Below are 19798 nucleotides of genomic sequence, written 5' to 3'. Positions count from 1 at the left end.
AGGCGGCGAGTGGCCTAGTGTGGCGCCATCGCGGACCATCGAAAGGTGCATCAGTGGATCCACAGAGGCGCGTCCACATCGACCTCACTGTTGTGCATGAGGGCGGCAGGAGGATGGATCCCGCGCCGAACGGTGTCAGTGTGGGCTCGACGTATCTGCGCAGCTGGCAGGTGGATAGCATCGATACGCCGTCGAATATGTTTGACGGATACGACGCCCACCTGGTCAAGATCAATTACGATCTCGAAATCGATCCCGATTGCCCCGGGATGCCTTGGTTCGAAATTTCTTTCGAATTTCTCTCCGGGGAAACGAGTGATCAGGCCGTCGTCGTCGATGCTCTTCCTCGCTTCGGTACGTCTCCAGAGACTCCCAAGCCCTACGTGCTCAACCGGTTCCTGAACTTCGTCCCGAGCGAGGGCGATGTGTCCACCCAGGTCCTGCTTCCGGCGACCACGGACAGGGTCGACATGTTCGGCGCCGGCGGCAACAGCGTGCGGTGGAGGCATGTGTCGCTCGGCGGGGCCGGTGTCCGTCCCGGCTCCTACGCTGCCTGGGTCGTCCTGCTCACCCCCGCCGGGCAGGTTGAGCAACGAGTGGAATGCTCCGCTCGATACGACCTGTCGGTCCTCCCGGATGTCGAATACCGGCCCACACAGGTGCCAGTCGATTTTCGACTGAGTCTGGTCCCGCCCCGGGAGGGCCTGAGGGGCGTGGCGCCTTCGCTGTCGGCTGCCACCGAAGACCCGAGCCAGGAGTACTGCCCTTCCGTTTTCATCTGCTACGCGCACGACTCGCTACAGCACAAGGAAACTGCCAGGCTGTTCGGCAACCTTCTTGCCGAGAATGGCGTCGGCGTGCACATGGACCGGTATGAGGAAGGAAAGCGCGGGGACTGGGGTATCTGGGCACGGGAGCGCATCGACCAGGTTGATTTCGTCATCGTCCTTGCCTCCCCCATCTGTCGCAAAGCGTTCGACGGCGAGTTGCGCGGGCGTGAGCACCCGGGGATCCGGAGCGAGTCCCGGCTCATCAATGAGCGGCTCCATGTGTACCGCGACGAGTGGACCGCCAAGGTGTTGCCCGTTGTCCTGCCTCATGAACTGGTGGACAACATCCCCGAGATGCTGCAGCCATGGACGTCGGACCATTACGAAGTCACGGAGCTCACCTCGGGGGGCATCGATGACCTGCTGCGGGCGATGACGGGAGTACCGAAGTACTCCCGGCCACCGCTCGGTCAGCTGCCGGCCGGGGTGCTCAAGCCGTTGAGCGGTGCCGAGTCCTGAACGGCGGTACCGGAGCCCTCAGGCGTCCTCGTCCCCCGACACCCGGTAGTCGGGGTGGTCGTAGTCGATGACGGTCGCCAGATGGAGCGGTACGGGCATCTGCGTCCGGTCGTCCCAGGAGATGGCCTGCTCGCAGAGGCTTGCCGTCAGACCCGCCAGCTGCTCGGGAGCCCACGACCCCGGGCTCACCACCACGATCTCCTTCCCTGTGTACGAGTGCCACGGGACGGCGAGTTGGGAGGTGAGCCCGTCGGGCAAGGTCCATCGGGTGTAGAAAGCTCCCCGGTCTCCGCCCTTGGCCTTGATCGACGCGGATCGGCCTGCGAAGAGCCAGCAGCGCCCGTCGGCGTCCGGGAGCCGGTACACCTTGCGGTCCGGTGCGGCGGGCTTGGCCGGGTCGCTCGGCATGTTCGCCTTCTCCCGTCGGGTGACGGGGCGCCCGATCTCACTGAGCTCGGTGTTCAGGCGGACGACCGCGATGTCGGCAACGCCTCCACGCACCTTGTCCCCGGGGAGCGGGCCGGCATTCAGCTGTGCGTTCTGCAGTCCCGGCCAGATGGTCCGGGTCTCCTGGGTGTCCACGAAAATCACCATGGGGGTGCCGTCAGGGGTCATGGCGAGAAGTTCGCCGAGTCTGGCCTCGACCACATCCCGTGTCAGCTCCGCCTTCTCTCCTGTGCGGCCGAAACGGGTGGTTCCGATGGCACCGGAGTGAAAGTCCGCCACACCCTCGGCACTACGCACCCATGCCTGCCTCCGGTCGCTGTGGACCAGCACTTGGCAGCTCGCCAGGTCGTCGGGGTCGACGTACAACGCCACCATGGTGAGAACCAGCGGCTTGCCTTCCGTTCCCGTCTGCTGTCTGCGGGCATGGATGCCGACCAGCAGTGCCTTCCTGGCGAGCCCGTGAGGTCGTCCGCCCGCGATCACGGAGTCCAGCAGCCGGTTGTCCAGGACTCCCGCGGCCCGAAACAGGTCGCGCAGGGCGGCCCGGGCGGAGTACTTCTTGGTTTCGGTACTGGACGGGTTGGTCTTGGGCGGGAGGACGGTGGGCTCGGTTGCAAGGAACTGGGCCGGTACCCCCAAGTGCCCCAGCAGGCGCCTCAGATGCGGTTTGGCATCGATCTCGGGCCGCAGTACGTCAGGGTGGTACTCGGTCTCCAGCCAGGCTGCGACCAAGTGGTCGTCACCGGACGGAAGGTTCAGCGACCTGAGAGAGGCCGTGCGATTCACGGTGTCGTGGGCGAGCAGCTCCGGGCAGTGGCGGGTGACCACGTCCATGCGGGAGTTGACGTGGACGGGCTGTTTATCGGACGTCGGCTTCACAGGCTGTCCGGCCAGCTCCTCGAGTTCGGCCAGCATACGGTCGCGGCCTGCAGGCGTGGCGTAGACGCAGGCCAGAGTGGCCCTTCGGAATCCGCTCGGTCCGACTGCGGAGGCAGGGAGGCCGTCGGGCGGGTAGCTCGTTACGCGAGGCGCGAGCCTGATCCTCTTGTCCACCTCGTAGGGCAGAGGTACGAGCAGGGGAAGAGTGGACATGATGTGCTCGTGCAGTCGAAGCATGAACCTGGGGCCGGGGCCGCTTCCCAGCGCGTGGAACCGGGTGCTCGCTATCTGAGGCCTGATCGCCCCAGGAACGGGTGGTAGCTCATCCGGAATGTCCAGTGCTGACAACTGACATGCCTCGATGATCTTCGCGATGGCGGGATCGAGATGGCTGCGCCACTTGCCGGTCTCTCTGTCCGGGCGGCGCCGTAGCGGGAGTTTGAGGATGGGAGAGTCTTCCTCGTTCCGCTCGATCCACACGTTCTTCGCCCAGTCCCCCTGGGGCGAGATCCTGGAAAGGTGAGCGTCGAAGCAGAGGACGGGGTCCTCGACGCCGGCCCGGGTGGTCAGCCGTGCGGTCACCTTGTGCATGCTGAAAGCCGATCCGGCTCGGTTGGCGAGGAGATCGCCGGGATCCCAGGCCAGGAGGGACCCGTCAGTGTCCATGGACAGATGGACGGGCGCTCGGTCGTCGATGCGCATGGGTACTCCGGCCAGTTGCCGCATCACCTGCCACTCTGCCGTACGGAACACCCAGCCGGGCATGACCGGAACCCGGCCTGGACGGAATTTCACGAAGTCGGCGAAGGAGCGCGCTGGCTCGGGGGCGGGCAGCAGCCCGGGGAGGAGCGGGGTCTTCTTCCCGTCACGGATATGCCTTTCCCAGGCCATTACAGCGACCCGCAGCCGGTTGTCGAGAGCGGCGTTGCTGGTGAGGAGCAACATGCGGCTGCCTGCTGACTGCTCCTCCTCCGCGAGATCGCGTTCTCCGAACAACTTGACGGGTTGGCCGGTGGCGGCAACCAGCCCGGTGGCCAGGGCGGAGTAGCGCGGCTGCCGTTGGTTCTCCCGCTTGGGCAGGTCCGCCCATGCTTTCCCGAAGTCTGCGGTGAGGGGGTAGGCGGTGATGGAGCCCAGCAGGGAGTCCATGTCCTGTCGTGGCACGCGGTAGGCGAGGGTGATCAACACTGGGCGCCTCCGGCGTCGGGGTGTTCCGCGTATGTCAAGAAGGCATTGAGGGTTGTGCCGTAGTACTGCTGCATCGCGGGCAGGACGCCCTCGGTGCGCCACCTGTCCCGCAACTTGAGAATCAGCGTCGCCAGGTCGGTACCGCCCTCGGGGTCGAGCATGGCCCCGTCCACCAGATGCAGCGTCGCGTCGGTGCCGCCACGCCGTGCACGGCCGATGAGCTGTACGGCTCCATTGATGATCTCGGCCACCACGCCGAGCTTGACGTCGAGGGGCTGGGCCTGAAAGTAGGGCGGGCGGCGGATGATTTCGTCGAGGTACTGGCCGGCCACCTTGCGGCGTTGTGCCAGCAGAGCCTGGGGGTCGCTGGACGGGCCGCGGTGCTCGCGCAGTGCTCGTGCCTGGATGTGCGCGACGAGTTCCGACGGCTCGTCGATCAGAGGGATCGGCCGGACGATTAGCCACACCGACCCCAGGGCGGACTTGTCGCCTTCCCCGATGATGTTCACCCCCCGTTGCACCCTGGCCAGGGGAGCGATCAGGATGTCGGCCCCCTCGACAGCGGGGAACCCCTCCAACCGGTCGGCCGGTAGTTCCCGCCATCGGCCGACGTCCACGGCTGCTTCCTGGTCGTCCGCATAGGAGCCCGGCCTTACCGCCAGGCAGATGCGCGTGGAGTCGACGCCGGCTGTGAACAGGCCTTCCGCGACGTGCCGCGCTGCCTCGTAGGACGTCGTGGCGAGAAGTACACGTTCGCGCCCCGGCTTCTCGGTGGCGAGCCGTTCCAGTTCGGGCCGTAGGTATGTGCCCCACAAGGCCGTGGCGATGTGCTGGATCGCCGCGGCACGGTCGGTTCCCTCCAGACCGGAGATCCGGCGTGGTCGGCCCTCGTCGTCATCGATCCGTGCCGCCAGGACGCGCACGGCGTCCTCCTGCTCGTCCGCCACCCACCATTTCGGGGTGGTGTGGATGTGGTGGTGCGGCGCGTACGGAAAGTAGGAGGTGGCTGACATCCCGAGGACGACGCGGCGGACTCCGGCGTGCCCCAGGGCAGTGGTGTCGCCGAGCCCCACGGTGTAGGTGTGCGGGTCACCGCCGAACGCTGCCGTCGACAGACGTGCCGCCTGCCCTCCGGTGTCGTCGTAGTACTCGGTGAAGGCGAAGACGAGCCTTCCCAAGGGGCCGGTCGGTGTGATGCGCCAACGTCCGTATGCGCCAAGGGCGTCCGCGATGTCTCGGGCGGATTCGACCCCGATGTCGACCAGTTGGGCGTTGTTTGCCATTAGCTGATGCAGGAATATCCGGATGCGTTCCAGAATGGCCCGGCGGAGGATCCGGTTGACGACCCGAACCCGGTGCTTCTCGGGCAGGTCCTTGACGAGGTGGTCCAAGGCGTCTCGTGCCATGGGCAGGGACAGCCCTCCGGATCCTCCGGTGACCACCGATGCGAGGTGCTGTCGGGCGGCTTTGAAGGATTTGGGTTCGTCGTCGTGGGGTGGCATCTCGTCGAGGAAGAGCGAGCGGAACATTTCCAGTTGTTTGGCGTCGACCTCCTCGGTGTCGAGTCCGAAGAGCCGGGCGGTCAGCCAGTTGTCCCACCGCCGAGGCACCATCCAGTAGCGCCCCGGCCCGCGCGGGCGCCGTCCTTTGGCGGGGGCCGCGGCACCGAGACGCTCGTAGGTCAGGTGGCTGACGTAGTTCTCGGACAGGTAGCGGAGCGTCAGATAGGCGTCGCGGACACTGGCATCGACTTCGTCCCTGAGCCGTCCTGACGTCGCCGCGAAGTCCTGATCGAATTTGCGCAGGGGAGTGTTGGTCCGACCCGCGTGGTCAAGGACGAGATGACGGCCCGCATGGTCGATCGCCGTGCTCTGGAAGCTGTCCACCTCGTCGATGACGACGATCTGACAGCGTCGCATCAGCAGCTCCTCCACGGTCAAACGGTCATCACCGCCGTAACCGTCCTCCACCGGTGCCTGAACCACTCCGAGCAGCAAGTTCGCGTGCGAGGTGACAATGACATCTGCGGTGCATGCCTCACGCACGGCCTGATAGCGCCCGCAGGAGGTCCGCCAAGGGCAGGAGACCGTGGTGATCTTCCGGCGGCTCCGGGACGGCTTTCGCAGCTTGGCGCATGGCTCACTGCCCGGCTGCCAGCGGTCGATGGCCTCGTCGGATCCGGCCAGCGCGGCGAGTGCGCAGCCGTAGCCGAATCGCTTCCAGATCCAGTCCGCGTCCGGGCCGTCCTCGGTGGCACGAGCGGCCGCGGTCTCGGCCACCTTGATCAGCGATCGGGGCGAGACGAGCGGCACGACACCGCCCCCCGGCTCCACGCCGTGCGTTTTCATGGCTCTTTCGATGCCGTGGACAGCCCGTACGACGTCGGCGTTGGTCGGCAGGACGAAGGCCACGGAGATCTGCTGACGGACGGCCCAGCAGGCGAAGGTCTCGATGAGGACGACCGACTTGCCGAAGCCCGTGTAGGCGAGGAGCTCGTTGAGGTTGCCGGCCGTCAGGTCCAGCCCCTCGACGTTCTCATTGCCGCGGGAGCGGATCCGCTGAGCGAAGCGGTCCACCGCCTTCTCGCGGTAGGCGCTTCGGCCGAGATCCTGCTCGACCTGGTCGATGTGCTGGGCGATCTCCTTCAACTCGTCGAAGGGGACCCAGCAATTCTCCAGGGCCGGGGCATCGAGGACCACGGGGATCGGATGCCCGGTGTCGAGATGGTGGGGCCGGATCTCGTAGTGGAGATCGATGAATGTCTGCTGGTGGCCGTCCGGGCCGGTGACGCCGGTCGTGGTCATGTGCGAACCTGCCTGGGCGGGTGCGAGTACACGGTTCTTCGCCGCGTGCAGTTCGTCGAGCTGCCGCAGGAAGCCGTCGACATAGGCGGGGAGCGGCATGCCGGGGTCCACGGAGATCTGCCCGCTGCTCTCCTTCTGGCCGTCGCTGACCACGCTGCAACCGGCGATCTGGCCACTGCTGAGCAGGCTGTCGAGGATGGGGCCCGCGGCTTCCGCGTTGGCCATCTGGTTGGGGCGTCGGCGTAGCAGCTTGGTGAAACGGCGTGCGTCGGCGGCCGAGAGGTCACGCCAGCCGGACCAGTCCGCGATGTGGCCGTCCAGCACGTAGAGCACGTCGTCGCGGGTGGTCGTGCGTCGGAATCCGCCGCCGTCCTCGATGGGGAAGAAGCTGGCGGCCAGTCCGATCGCGGCGCCCATGATGCGGGGGAACACCCTCTCGGCCCCGGGTGCGGTCATGCTCATGATGTCCTCAGCGCTCGTCGTACTTCGGCGTGGAACTTCGTCTCGGTGGTGATCTGCAGGGACGGCAGGGAGACCCTCAGGGTTTCCCACTGGTACTCGTGCGTCTGCGGCAGGAGGACCCGGGCGCTGGGGGCCTTTGCCCGGAGGTCGTCGATCAGCCGGTGGGGTGAGCGATACTCCTTGATGTCGATCTTGAATTCTGTGCCGCCTGCCCTGACGTGCAGGTCGTACCGGTCGCGCTTGGGCCAGAGCTCGACGGTTGCTCCGAGCTTCTCCAGGCGCTGCTTGATGCGGAGTTCGCTCGCCCCGGGGACGACGACGAATCGCCAGACGCCGTACTCCACACACCGGGAACCGGCGCCCGGCCGGGCGCCGGGCGTGGCTGATCGCGGTCGTCCTTCGTCGACTCTCCTCAGAGCCGGACGGGACCGGGGCGTCGTGGCCTCGGCCAGCCGGTAGACGTTGGCATGGGGGACGTACCGGCAGCGTACGGTCGTACCGGTCACCGCCATCGGCCAGTGGCACACGGGGCACGGCCACCACCATGTCCCGCCGTCGGCCGAGCGATGGCGGTGATCGGCCGGGATGTCGGTGTATCCCCGTGGGGGGAGCTTCACCCCGGTCTCGCTGACCAGCTCCCGTAGTTCGGCGGTGGAACCGGCGGGGTGCTCGATGAGGAAGCGGCGCGAAGCGGTGTACCCCTCCTGGCCGTTGCCGTCGATCAGCGTCTTGAAGGTTTCATCACGAATCCGGTCGGAGCGCATTCTCGTCCAGGTGGGCAGCCAAGCCGAGGAGGACGGCCCGCCCACCGGCAGTGCGTACTCGCATGCCAGGTCGTACGCCTCCGCGGTGAGCCGGTCCTCGCCGTCGAGCAACACCGTCCGGGCGATCGCCTCGTCCGCGTTCCTGGCGAGCACCGGCATCAGCCCAAGGCGCTGTCGTAGAGAGTCGATGAAGTCCAGCGGTGTCGTCGGGCCGAGGCCGGGCCCATGCGCCTCCATGACGACGCCGGTCATTCTCGCCACCTCCCGCATGGCGTCGTTCTGCCGATGTCGAACCGTCCACGCGTAGGCGGCTCGCAGGGCTGCGGCCACCACCCGGTGGGCGCGCTCCGCCGAGTCGTCCCGTGGACCGGTCAGCCAGTGGGTCACGTGCCCCTCCTCTCGGCCGCGTCGGGGCACCAGCGCGTGAACGGGCAGTCCTCGCAGGCCTTGCCCGCCTTGGCCGGATACCGGGCGTCGGCGTGCCACGGGGTTACGTACGGTTCCAGGACGCTTCTCGCCCGGGCGACGACATCCGGGGCGGCGGTATCGATTTCGGTCACGACCGGACCGCTGGCGGTCAGCCGTTCCATCTCCACTGCGCAGTCCCCCTTCCCCGGCAGAGCTCCCGCCCGGGCGAGCAGGACGGCCAGCGCGAGTTGAGGGAACTGATCCAGCAGGTCTCCTTCATGGGGAACCCTTTTGGTCTTCGTCTCGCGCAGGGTCCACCGTTCGCCCACGCGGTAGAGCAGGTCGGTCTTGGCGACGACGACGGTGTCGGCATCCGGGTCGTAGACGGCGACCGTCCGTTCCGGCTGGACTTCCACGTCCTCGGGCCGATCCCGCAAGGGGCAGACGAGGGAGTGGTCGCCGATCATCTGGATGCCGAGCCGGGCCTGGAGCCCGGTCAACGACCACCCCTCGTACTGCCACGCCTCGGGTGGGCCGGGCACGTCGTCGGGTTCGCAGGGCCGCTGCGGTGTACGACGGTGTTGGCTCTCGATCCACGCGTGTACGGCTTTGCCGCGCACGATCGCTTCAGTGTCCTCTGCCAGGTCGTCCTTCGGCAGGAACAGGGATTCCATGTGTGCGCGGGCCGGGCAGCGACGGTGGGTACGCCCTGTCGCCATCGACCACGAGCGGCGCGGGAGCCCCGATCCGCTGAAGCCGAGGAGGCCCGGCGCGGACGGGATCGCGGGGCAGGTGGCGACGGCGTCGCACCTGCCGCAGCCCTTGCCAGGGCGATACGAGTCACCCGCGATGATCCGGTCGACATGTGCCTCGACGGCCGCGTCGTAGCGTGCGTACGCCTCCATGGGAGTGCCTTCGAAAAGCACGCGGTGGGATGAGTCGGTGCAGCCGATCTCTACGAGACGTACCAGCCGAGCGGGTTCGAAAGGCCCGAGCCGGAGCGGCTTCCTGTCCCACTGGGAGGTCAGCACCGGGCGCGCGCTTGCCAGGACGCCCACCGCCATGGCGATCTCCACATCGTCCCGAGGCAGGTTCTGCACGGAGTCGGTACGCAAGATGCGCAGTTCACGGACCCCGTGCCCGGCATAGCGTCGGTCGTCCACCATCTCCTCGTACATGTCCGGGGCCCCGGGCTTGAGGGGCCCACGCTGTCGGGCCCACAGGCGCGACACCGGGTCCAGAGGTGCATCAGAAGGAGAGCCGGCCGGAGCCGGCAGGGCCGCGGCTGCGGCGAGGTATCCCTGGACGGCGTGCTCGGTCCACCTGACGAGCGCGGGGTGAACGGGACGCCCGGGCGCGGACCGCCAGGTGGCCAAGGCGTCTTCCGGAGCCAGCCGTTCGAACTCGATGAGGTTCAGTACGTCGTGCAGAGGACCCGGTGTCCATGAGACCAGGGGGCGGATCGAGGTCGAGCGGCGAGGGCGGGGTGTGCCGGGGCGTATCTGAGCCGCCAGCCGTTGAGGGCATCGCCCCTCGACGCCTCGAACATTGGCGGGTTTAATTCGAACGAGATCGCCGCGCGCGGGTGGTTCCCCGATTCCAGGTGAAATGATCATGGCTCTTTCCTCTCGGGGTGCTCCGGTGCGCTTCCGGTTTCGAAAATTTCCCTGTCCTCCTTGATCGGGTTGCCGTATCGTACGGTTCTCCCGACGTCCTGCCCGGAGCCTACGGGAATGCATCGGCAGCGGGGCCTGATTTTTCGAAGGAGTGGGATGGCGTTCTACGGGCTCTTCGTCGGTATCGACTACTACGAGTCGGATTTCAAGAGCTTGCGGTTCGCGAAGCGCGATGCCATCGCGCTATGTGCGCTTTTCGACGACAACCTCGAGGGAAGGACGACTCTGCTCCTCGATAGTGACGCCACCAAGGAGAGGCTCGTAGCGGAACTGCGATGTCTGGCCGAGGTCAGCACGGATGAGGACTTCGTCGTGATCGCCTTCTCCGGGCACGGTGTCCCCGGCGGCGCTCTGGCCGCGTACGACGTCTCGCCGGACGATCCCACCAAGGGCTCCCTGCCCCTGGACGACCTCGCCGAACTGATCCGTCGGATCCCGGCGCGTGCGCTGCTCCTGGTGCTGGACTGCTGCTTCTCGGGCCATGCCGCGGACAAGGTTCTCCATATCGCGCGGGAAGATTTCACGAGTCGCAATGGCGCTGTCTCGGCGACGAAAAGGCTCGAAGAGCTGCGCAAGGACGGGTATTTTGTCATCGCCGCCGCAGGCCGGGACCAAGAAGCTTTCGAAGAGCAGGGCGTTCGTCACGGGCTGCTCAGCTATTACCTTATTCAAGGGCTGCTCGGCCATCGTGATGCTATCGATGATGGCGAGGTGCATATCTTCAAGTTGGCTCACTATGTCTCCAAGAGTGTGAGTTCGCACGGCCAGAGAATGTCCCACGACGCCCAGAATCCCGTTCTGGGTGTCAGTTCCTCGAATTTCTCTCTGCGTATCTTCGTGCGGGGTGCGCGCTATCTGTCGACTGCTGACGCGACAAGGCCGCAGCCCGCCACCGCGGACCTCTCGTCGCTCAAGCCCTACGGGATTCCGCATCCGGTCCTGGAGGCGTGGGGCGGAAGCCTGGGCAAGCTCAACCGCCTGCAGGTCGATGCCATCAACGAGGGCGCTCTGCTGGAGGGCATGAACGTCCTCGTCAGCGCCCCCACCGCGACGGGCAAGACCATGGTGGGCGAGCTGGGCGCCATGCGAGCGGTTACCCTCGGGAGGAAAGCAGTCTTCCTGGTTCCCACCCGCGCCCTGGTCAGTGAGCAGTACAAAGGGTTTCGGCAGCGCTATGAACCTCTCGGATTCAGAGTGATCCGAGCCACGGGCGAGCTGAGCGACCAGATGCCGCAGCTGGTCAAGGGCGAGTTCGACCTCGCCGTCCTCACCTACGAGAAGTTCATCGGGCTGCTGCCTAGGAGCCCAGGACTGTTGAACGTGGGTGTCCTTGTCGTCGACGAGATCCAGTCCTTCGGGTTGCCCGAGCGGGGCCCTCTGCTGGAGACCCTGCTCACCTGGCTGCGGGTGAGGGGCGGCTCCACAGGCGCGCCTCAGATCGTGGGCCTGTCCGCGGTCCTGGGCGAACCGCGTGAGCTCGCCCGCTGGCTCCGCGCAAACCTCGTGACGATCACTCGCCGGGATGTCCCGCTGCTCGAAGGAGTGATGGGGCCGGACGGGCTGCACAGGTATCGGGACCGGCAAGGCACGGAGTCGGCCGAGCAGTTGCTGCAGCCGGAAGGCCCGGCCGAGATCGCCGGAGAGAGCCATCAGCTGACACGGTTGGTGGCCGAACTGGTCGCGCAGGGCCAGCAGGTCATCGTCTTTCAGGCAACACGTAGAGGGGCTCGCAGGATTGCGCAGCGGCTCGCGGGCACACTCGGTCTGCCCCCTGCCCACACCGCGCTCGCAAGGCTGTCCAGTGAGGACGGCGGACGGACGGCGGACCTCTTGCGCACCTGCCTGGAGAGCGGGGTGGCCTTCCACATCGCGGACCTGACAACGGAGGAACGACAACTGCTGGAGGAGTCCTTCCGGAGCCGGACGAGCGAGGTGCGCGTACTCGTGGCCACGACTACGCTGGCCCAGGGAGTCAACCTGCCCGCGGACGCCGTGGTCATCAGCGATTTGGAGCATCCCGGGGACGGTCGGCCGTATTCCGTCTCCGAGTACAAGAACATGGCCGGTCGGGCAGGGCGGACCGGTCAGAGGAAGTGGCCGGGGCGCGCCGTCATCCTGGCGCGGGGCAGCGCCGACGGCGAACAGAAGTGGCAACGGTACGTACGGGGAGAACCGGAGCCGGTGCGGTCGGCGCTGCTCGATCCCGCCATCGATGTGCGCGGTGTACTCCTCGCCAGCCTTGCAGAACCTGCTGCCCTTGCCCGTCGACGCTCGGGGCCGGACGTCGAACGGTTCCTGGCGGCAACCTTCGCCGCTCACCAGTCCAGGACGAGCGGCTCGCCGGACCCCTTCCCGAGTGCGGAGGTCCGGCGCATGGTGGGCGAGCTCATCTCCGGCGGATTCCTCAAAGGAACGCCGGTCGGAGCCGGGGATATGCCGCGCGGGATTGTGCTGACGGACCTGGGCGGACTGGTCGTTCGAAGCGGTATCGGCGTCGACTCCGTGTCTTCCGTGGCGGACGCGCTGAGGTCCGTACCTGCGGACAGCGTCAACCACGCCACACTGATCTGTGCCGCTCAGCTCACCACCGAACTGCGCGACTTCCGGTTCGATCAGCTTCCTCGCTCCCCGTACAAGGAACACGCCCGCCTCGCCGCATGGCTGAGGAAGCGCGGGGTCGCTGAGACGGTGTGCTCCAGGCTCATCGGTCCGCCCTCGAGGAGCGGCAGCGGCATCGGCCCCGCCCGGCGCGCTATCGCCTGTCTGATGTGGGCGGAGGGGATCAGCCTCGCCGGCATCGAACGCGCGATCGCCGACCAGGCGAAGCTCACGCGGCCGGAGTTTCCCGGCCCGGTCCAGTACGCGGCGCAACGAGCCGCCGATGTGATCACGACCGTCATCGAGATCGCCCTGCTCATCCACCCGACCGTCGGTCTGGGAGACCTGCCGGACACCTTGCCCACCCAGCTCGAACTGGGCATCGTCGAAGGTATGGTGCCCATCGCCTGGAACACGGAGGTCCCGCTCGGCCGACCTGTCTACCTCAGCCTGGCGCGGGCAGGGCTGACATCGCCCGCAGCCATTCTCGCGGCCGACCCCGAAATCCTTCTCGACTGTGTCGGCGGTGACCCCGAGCGACACAGCGCGGTGAGGAATGCCGCGGCGATCGTGCTGGCGGATGCCGACGAGGGCGGCTATCGGAATCTGTCCTCGCCCCTGCTCGACTGACCTCGGGCGGGATCCGGCCCAAGGCGCGGGGCCAGCCCAGGCCCGTCGGCCGAGCGCCGCGCCCCGGACCGGATGACAGGAGTCGGGAGCTCGGCCCGGGCGGTCGTCCTCGGCCTGCTCCAGGGCCCTGCGCCCTCCAGCCCGGTGTGAACTCCGTGAGACGGTGGCCGCCTCCGCCAGGCGTTCGAGTACCTCGTCCACACGCCGACGTGCGGTACGGGGGTCACGGTCGAGGTACACGGCGATCAGCCTCAGCCGTTGCCCGAAGCGCTCGTTGTCGGGGCCGTCCAGGGCCAGTGCTGCTCTGCCGAGCGTGGCCATATGCGGGGGCAACGTGTCGATCAGCTCCCGCAAGTAGCCTCGGAGCAGGTCTCGACCCTCCGCGGTCCCTTTGTCTTCGGCGATACCGGCAGCTCGGCGCAGGGCGCGGCCCGCGCGGCTCAGGGCTCCGGGATCTTCGATGCCGAAGCCCTTGCGGAGCGCCTTCAGACCTGCCAGCACGTCCGCACCGGAGAGCTGCCATGTCACATCAGGACGCGAGCCGGACACGCGCCTCCCCGAGCATTACCGGTTCGAGCCCGCCGTACAGGGCATCGGCGCGACTCCACAGCTCGGTGGCCGCTTCGTGGCGCCCACGTGCCCAACTGATGATGCCGAGCCCGGTCAGAGCACGGGCCCCCTCATAACTGCTGGCACAACTCTCGGCCAGGGCCAGGGCCTCCTTGTAGCCGGCGGTGGCGGCCCGGTAGTCGCCCGACTGGAAATGAGCCCATGCGGCGCAGTTCACCGACATCACGGCATCCAGCTCCAGCCCCAAGGCATGGAATTCCGCTCGGGCCTGCTGTGCGTGCTCGACGGCGGAGGGGCAGAGCTGGAGCTCTGCCTCCAGCAGCGCGATGCCGCGGAGTGTAATGGCGGCATTTCGCCTGTTCTCCGTTCGCCGGTAGTACTTCAGCGCCGTACGCAGGCCGTCCATGGAATTCTCGTACTCGCCCAGATAGAGCTCGGCCCAGGCCAAGTTAGAGACGGAGTTCACCACACCGTCGTCATCGCCCAGCTCTTGATACAGCACCAACGCCTGCTGGAAATAGCCGACAGCCATGGTGAGGTCACCCCGGTCCGAGTGTGCGACGCCGAGGTTGCTCAGACTGATGGCCAGCCAGGTACGGGCCCCCGACGTGCGGGCGGATTCGACTGCCCTCGTATGGGTCTCGATCCAAGGGCCCCACCGTTTCGTGAGGAAGAAGAAGTCGCGCAGGGCGAAAGCCAGTTGCCAGCACAAGGAGTGGAGCCCCAGTTCGGCGGCTGTCTCGCACAGCGCAACGAGACTCCGCCACTCCGACTCCAGCCAGAGGACCCCTGCCGCTCGGTCGCTGAACGCCCATGCTCCCTCGGGGAAGTCATCAAGGACGACTGGCGGCCGGAAGCGCTGGGGAGTGAGCAACTTGTCCGCGGCCACGGCGAGACGAAGGCCATGCTCCAGCAGACGCCGAAGGGCAGCGTGCTGCTCCTCCACCGTCAGATGAGCCAGGAGTTCGACCCGGGCGAACTGCCGTACAAGACCATGCATGCTCACACGGCGCGACGACTCGTGGGTCACCAGGTGGGCGTCCGCAAGGCTGTCCACGAGCGTCGCCACGCGAAGCGGGTCCATGTCTGCCAGGACCGCCACATCGTGGAGATCGATGCCCGGCCCAGGATGCAATGCCAGCAGCGCGAGAACCCGACGCTGCTCCCCGCTCAGACAGTGGCACGACACGGTGAGCGCGGCGGCCACGCTGCGGTCCCCGTCATCGAGCAGCTCAAGCCTGTGAGCCTCGTGCGACAGCCGCACTTCGAGCTCGGCCACGCTCCGCATCGATCCGCTGCGGAGCCGGGCGGCGACGATTCGGACGGCGAGTGGCAGTCGGCCGCAGTACTCGACGACGGCGCGGCCCGCTGCTTCGGGAGCGCATGCTGCCCGCTCCCCTCCGGCCGTACGGAACAGCGCCCCGGCCTCCGTATCGGTCAGTACCCCCACGGGCACGTGGGTCGCTTCGTCGAGAGCGCTGAGGCGTTTCTGGCTGGTGACGATCACTTTGCAGCCGGGATCGGACGAGAGCAGCGGAGCGACGTCCGCCGCACAGCGCACGTTGTCGAGTACGAGCAGCAGGCGCTTGTCGCGGGCCCTGCTGCGCCAGAGGTTGGCCAGGGCATCGGGCCGGGAAGGAAGCCGCTCTTCAGGGACACCGATCAGCTGGAGCAAGGAGCTGAGCACTTCGCGCGTGCTGTGGGGCGACGTTTCGCTGAAGTCGAGGAAGAAGCATCCGTCGGGAAAGTACTCCGACGATGCCCAGGCCCCCTGGAGCGCCAGGGCGGTCTTGCCTACGCCGGCCATACCGCTGATTACGCACAGGCTGCCTTTGAGCTCGCCAGAGAGATGATCCGCGATACTTTTCAGCTCCTGCGGGCGCCCTACGAAATGAGAGGGCGGAGCAGGAAGGCCGAAAATCGAGGTGGTGTCGGCGGGGCGCTTTCCCATTGGTTCATCCTCCTCAATGAGCGCTGCCAGTTCACCGTTTGCTTCCAGCGCATTGTCGCAAAGCCTGCCTAGTCGAAGGTTTGCTTTAGTCTTCCCTGTCTCCACCTTGCTGAGATGGCTTTGGCTGCAGAACACCTGTTTAGAGAGTGTGTCCAGGGTGATTTTCTTCTCGCTACGCCTCCGGCGGAGCTCGCTACCAAAATCGAGGATATCCCTTTTCATGATTCCAAGTTCCTCTGTTGCGTGGTATGTCGTCAGTGACGAGCCGATGAGACTGCGAAGGGTGCGACTGTGAGGCTCTTTTGCTCTTCGGATGCACGCCTATGCGATTGGGGCGGGAGTATGGCCAGCCCTTTGTCGAATGAAGCATCCCACGGGCGTAGCCGGCGAGTTGGATGTTTCCTATTTTCGATAAGAAGAGGAAAGTGGAAACTTGATCCAGCTTGTAGGCGCCGATCGCGCCCTAGAGGTTGTCCCGTAACTGTTGGCTAGAGGTGAGATGATCTTGCCGTGGCTGGTGTGATCGCGGCGTCGGAGCCCTCGTGGATAGGCCCGTTCACCGGGCTGAGCCCTCGGCAGTTCAACAAGCTGATCACCGCGCTGCGGCGTGAGGGGGCCGATCCGGTCCGCAAGGGCCGACCGTGGTCGCTGCCGTTGGAGGACTGGGTGCTGCTGGTGGCCGCGTACTGGCGCACCAACCTCACCCTGCGTCAACTCGCCCCGCTCTTCGGCGTCTCGAAGTCGGCGGCCGACCGGATCGTCGCCCACCTTGGGCCGGCTCTCGCCCTCCAGCCCCGGCGGCGGTTCCGTAAGGAGGCCGTGCTCATCGTGGACGGCGCGCTGGTCCCCATCCGCGACCGGACCGTGGCCGCCTCCAGCAAGAACTACCGCTACTCCACCAACCACCAGGTCGTCATCGACGCCGACACCCGCCTCGTGGTGGCCGTCGGCAAGCCGCTGCCCGGCAACCGCAACGACTGCCGGGCCTGGCAGGACTCCGGCGCGAAGGCCGTCGTCGGCACCGCCCCCACGGTGATCGCCGACGGCGGCTACCGGGGCACCGGGCTGACCATCCCGCACTACCGTCGGCACAAGGACGAGGAACTACCGGCCTGGAAGGAGGAGCACAACGCCTCCCACCGCAAGGTGCGAGCCCGCGTCGAGCACACCTTCGCCCGCATGAAGAGCTGGAAGATCCTCCGCGACTGCCGCCTCAAGAGCGACGGCGTCCACCACGCCATGCTCGGCATCGCCCGCCTGCACAACCTCACCCTTACCGGATCAAGATCCGGTGTGCCCGGAGCTCTGGCGAAGACCCAACTGTCGTATTCGAGCGTGGAATCGGGTCGAGGTGTCCTCGCTGCCGCGATTGTTGTGGATCACGCAGCCTGATTGCAGTCCACCGTGGCTGTGGGCCATGTCGAGGGCGTTCACGACGAGGTCAGCGCGATGGTGGTCGGCCATCGAGTAGCGAGCGACCTCGCGGGTGGCCAGGTCCAGCCAGCAGGCGAGGTAGGGCCAGCCCTCGGCGGTCGGCAGCGCGGTGATGTCGCCGACCAGCTTCGTGCCGGGCGTCTCGGCGTGAAAGTCGCGGCCGATCAGGTCCGGGGCCGGCCTGGCCTTCTTGTCTGGCCTGGTCAGCGAACGGCGTCTGTGGCGGGTGACGCCCGGGATGCCGTGCTCGCGCATGAGGCGGGCGGCCCGTTTGCGGTTCGCTCGCCGTCCCAGGCGCCGCAGTTCGGCATGGACACGCGGGACGCCATGAGTCTGGTGCGAGCCGATGTGGATCACGGTGATCTCGTGCACCAGGGCCTGGTCGGCGGCCCGGCGGTCTGAGCGGGTCTTCGCGGCGGCGAGTCAGGCATAGAACGAGGAACGTGCCACCTTGAGCAGGCGGCAGAGGAAAGCGACGCCGTGGGTGGTCTTCTCCGCCTCGGTGAACGCGTACGTCTCGTTCACCGATCGCTCTCCTTCGCGAAGAACACCGCGGCTTTTCGCAGCACCTCGATCGTCTTGGCCTGTTCGGCGTTCTGCCGTCGCAGCCGCTTGAGCTCCTCGTGCTCGGCGGTCGTAAGCTTTCCCGGGAACACCCTCGCCTCTATCCGCCTTGGCCTGGCGGTACGAGCCGCGCAGGGACTCCGAGCTGATGCCGAGCTCCCGAGCGACGGCGGTGACCGTCTCCCCCGAGGAGTCGACGAGCGCGATCGCGTCCCGCTTGAACTCAGCGGTGTACCGCTTCGTGTACTTGCTTCCCACCTGGTGCTACTTCCTCTGGAACCTCAGGTCCCAGTCTCCAGGTGTCCACGATCAAGGGGAAGGTTGACGAAGTGCATCACCCCGTCGAGTTCGACGGGCACGGAGGCGGCGGGCATCGCGGGGGCACGGCACCCCGGGTACTCCCGGTCCCTGCCCGGGGGCCGTCCGCCCCGTACATAGGCGGCGAGCCTCTCCAGGTGGATGTTGGAGCCGTAGGCCGCGTACCAGACCCGCCCGGCCCGCAGGCCGTCGGGGACGGCCGCGCCGAACCCTCCCACGACGGTCACGCGCCGCCCGCCTCCCGGTAGGCCGCTCCGAGCGCCACCAGGCTCCGGCCCAGGTCGGCGCAGTTCACCGAGGCGTAGCTGACCACGAGGGCCGGGGGGCGGGTGGTGTCCGCCAGGGTGTAGAAGCCGCCGCCGCGGACCAGGACCGAGCGGGCGCGGGCCGCGCGGACCAGGGCCTGTTCGTCCACGTGCGGCGGGAGCTGGAGATATGCCTGGAGGCCGCTGTCCCGGCCGAGGATGTGGGCGCCGGGCAGGTGGGCCGCGACATAGCGCCGGATGACTCCCCTGCGTTTGTGGAACTCCGTGCGCATCTTGCGCTGGTGACGGTCGAGGGCGCCGGTGTCCACGAACCGGGCGAGGGCGAGCTGTTCGATGCCGGAACAGCCGATGTCCCAGCCAGCCCTGACGTGCTCGACCGACGCCATCAGCTCCGAGGGGGCGGCCAGCCAGCCGAGGCGCAGGGCGGGAGCGAGGATCTTGCTCGCGCTGCCCGCGTAGACCACCCGCTCGGGGGCCAGGCTCTGGAGCGCGGGCACGCGGTCGGAGCGGTGCAGGAAGGCGCTGTCGAAGTCGTCCTCCAGGATGTAGCCGTCCACCCGGCGCGCCCAGTCGATGAGCCGTCGGCGGCGGGCCTCGCTGAGCCGGGAGCCGGTCGGGAAATGGTTGGCGGGCGTCATGAGCACGGCGCGTACGCCGCTGCGCTCCAGGAGGTCCACGCGCAGTCCGTCCTTGTCGACCGGTATGCCCACCGGACGCAGCCCCGAGCTGGTGACGAACTCGCGCTCGCCCGGGTGCCCGGGGTCCTCCACGCCCAGCGCCCCGTGGCCCCGGTTGATGAGCACGTTGCAGATGAGGGCGAGGCCCTGGGCGAAGCCCGCGGTCAGCATGAGGTCCTCGGGGCGTGTCCGCACGCCCCGGACCCGCCCGAGGTAGCCGGTCAGGACGTGCCGGGTCAGCGGCACGCCGGACGGTGGCGCGTAGCTCAGCTCCTGGCGGCCCGCGTCGTTGACCACGGCGGTGACGCAGCGGATCCAGTCCTGGCGGGGGAAGGCCGCGATGTCCGAGGTGCCGGTGCGCAGGTCCCACATCGATCCGGCGGCGTCGCGGTCGCGGTCGGGCGACACGAGCGTGGGGACCGCCTGGGAAGTGGGCGGCTCCGCGATGGTGGTACCGGAGCCGCGCTTCGCCAGGAGGTACCCCTCGGCGGTGAGCTGCTCGTACGCCTCCACGACGATGCTGCGGGAGACCCCGAGATCCTGGGCCAACTGGCGCGTCGAGGGGATGCGGGTGCCAGGGCGCAGGGTGCCGTTCTCCACCGAACGGCGGAGTGAGTCACGTACTTGTACGGCCAGCGGGAGCCGCGACGTCCGGTCCAGGGGGAGTGCGAGCTGCCACGACAAGTGGTCTTCTCTCTGACGGTCGAAGTGGTATGGCCAGGCATTCTGACATCTGATGAAGTCGTTCCGCACACAACATTCGCCGCTCCGGGGGGAACTGGGGCGGTCAGTGGTGGCACGGGGGGGACCGGTGCGAGCCGGTCATGCGGGACATGCGACATCCAGCCCGACTGCTCGCTGCGCACGTAAGCG

General features: G+C 67.3%; 11 protein-coding genes and 2 pseudogenes. 3 read left to right on the top strand and 10 right to left on the bottom strand.

Features of this window, described 5'->3' with window-relative positions:
* The first annotated feature begins 113 nt into the window (after nt 1-113).
* Complete coding sequence (locus RI138_RS13800) at nt 114-1289, top strand: toll/interleukin-1 receptor domain-containing protein (RefSeq protein ID WP_311120146.1); 1176 nt, start codon at nt 114-116, stop codon at nt 1287-1289.
* An 18-nt stretch (nt 1290-1307) separates the two neighbouring features.
* Here RI138_RS13800 and RI138_RS13795 read toward each other — a convergent pair whose 3' ends face one another.
* The 4 genes from RI138_RS13795 to RI138_RS13780 are packed head-to-tail and all read right to left on the bottom strand — an operon-like array spanning nt 1308 to nt 9857.
* Complete coding sequence (locus RI138_RS13795; protein ID WP_311120145.1) at nt 1308-3803, bottom strand: RNaseH domain-containing protein; 2496 nt, start codon at nt 3801-3803, stop codon at nt 1308-1310.
* Nucleotides 3797-7063 carry a hypothetical protein gene (locus RI138_RS13790; protein WP_311120144.1) on the bottom strand — a complete coding sequence of 1089 codons (3267 nt, stop codon included), beginning with the start codon at nt 7061-7063 and terminating at the stop codon, nt 3797-3799. The genes RI138_RS13795 and RI138_RS13790 overlap by 7 nt, the downstream gene beginning before the upstream one ends.
* A 2-nt stretch (nt 7064-7065) precedes the next feature.
* On the bottom strand, nt 7066-8220 hold the full coding sequence (locus tag RI138_RS13785) for a restriction endonuclease-related protein (protein ID WP_311120143.1): 1155 nt from the start codon (nt 8218-8220) through the stop codon (nt 7066-7068).
* Nucleotides 8217-9857, bottom strand: coding sequence for a PD-(D/E)XK nuclease family protein (locus RI138_RS13780; protein ID WP_311120142.1), 1641 nt, complete (start codon nt 9855-9857; stop codon nt 8217-8219). Before RI138_RS13780 ends, RI138_RS13785 begins: the two co-directional genes overlap by 4 nt.
* A gap of 156 nt (nt 9858-10013) precedes the next feature.
* On the opposite strand from RI138_RS13780, the gene RI138_RS13775 reads away from it, so the two are divergent.
* A complete protein-coding gene (locus RI138_RS13775) occupies nt 10014-13145 on the top strand; it encodes a DEAD/DEAH box helicase (RefSeq protein ID WP_311120141.1) in 3132 nt (1043 codons plus the stop codon).
* Between the two features lie 529 nt (nt 13146-13674).
* On the opposite strand, the gene RI138_RS13770 is transcribed toward RI138_RS13775, so the two are convergent.
* Entirely contained in the window at nt 13675-15888 is a 2214-nt protein-coding gene (locus RI138_RS13770) for a tetratricopeptide repeat protein (RefSeq protein ID WP_311120140.1), read from the bottom strand.
* 288 nt (nt 15889-16176) lie between these two features.
* On the opposite strand from RI138_RS13770, the pseudogene RI138_RS13765 reads away from it, so the two are divergent.
* Nucleotides 16177-16947: pseudogene (locus RI138_RS13765) on the top strand (transposase); the annotation flags it as partial.
* Here RI138_RS13765 and RI138_RS13760 read toward each other — a convergent pair.
* From RI138_RS13760 to pdxR, 5 genes and pseudogenes are all read right to left on the bottom strand, one after another.
* A complete protein-coding gene (locus RI138_RS13760; protein ID WP_398862946.1) occupies nt 16948-17472 on the bottom strand; it encodes a DDE-type integrase/transposase/recombinase in 525 nt (174 codons plus the stop codon).
* Nucleotides 17473-17621: 149 nt separating this feature from the next.
* Nucleotides 17622-17756 (bottom strand): hypothetical protein, encoded by a 135-nt coding sequence (locus RI138_RS13755; RefSeq protein ID WP_311120139.1) that lies wholly within the window; start codon nt 17754-17756, stop codon nt 17622-17624.
* 52 nt (nt 17757-17808) lie between these two features.
* Nucleotides 17809-17922 (bottom strand): annotated as a pseudogene (locus RI138_RS32385) (transposase); the annotation flags it as partial.
* Nucleotides 17923-17945: 23 nt separating this feature from the next.
* Nucleotides 17946-18209 carry a hypothetical protein gene (locus tag RI138_RS13750; RefSeq protein ID WP_311120138.1) on the bottom strand — a complete coding sequence of 88 codons (264 nt, stop codon included), beginning with the start codon at nt 18207-18209 and terminating at the stop codon, nt 17946-17948.
* Entirely contained in the window at nt 18206-19609 is a 1404-nt protein-coding gene (gene pdxR, locus RI138_RS13745) for a MocR-like pyridoxine biosynthesis transcription factor PdxR (protein ID WP_096632241.1), read from the bottom strand. Before pdxR ends, RI138_RS13750 begins: the two co-directional genes overlap by 4 nt.
* Nucleotides 19610-19798 lie beyond the last annotated feature (189 nt).

The sequence above is a fragment of the Streptomyces durocortorensis genome (genome assembly GCF_031760065.1).
Classification (GTDB): domain Bacteria; phylum Actinomycetota; class Actinomycetes; order Streptomycetales; family Streptomycetaceae; genus Streptomyces.
Note: the sequence above shows the minus strand (reverse complement) of the source record. Positions and strands in the feature narration are given on the sequence as shown.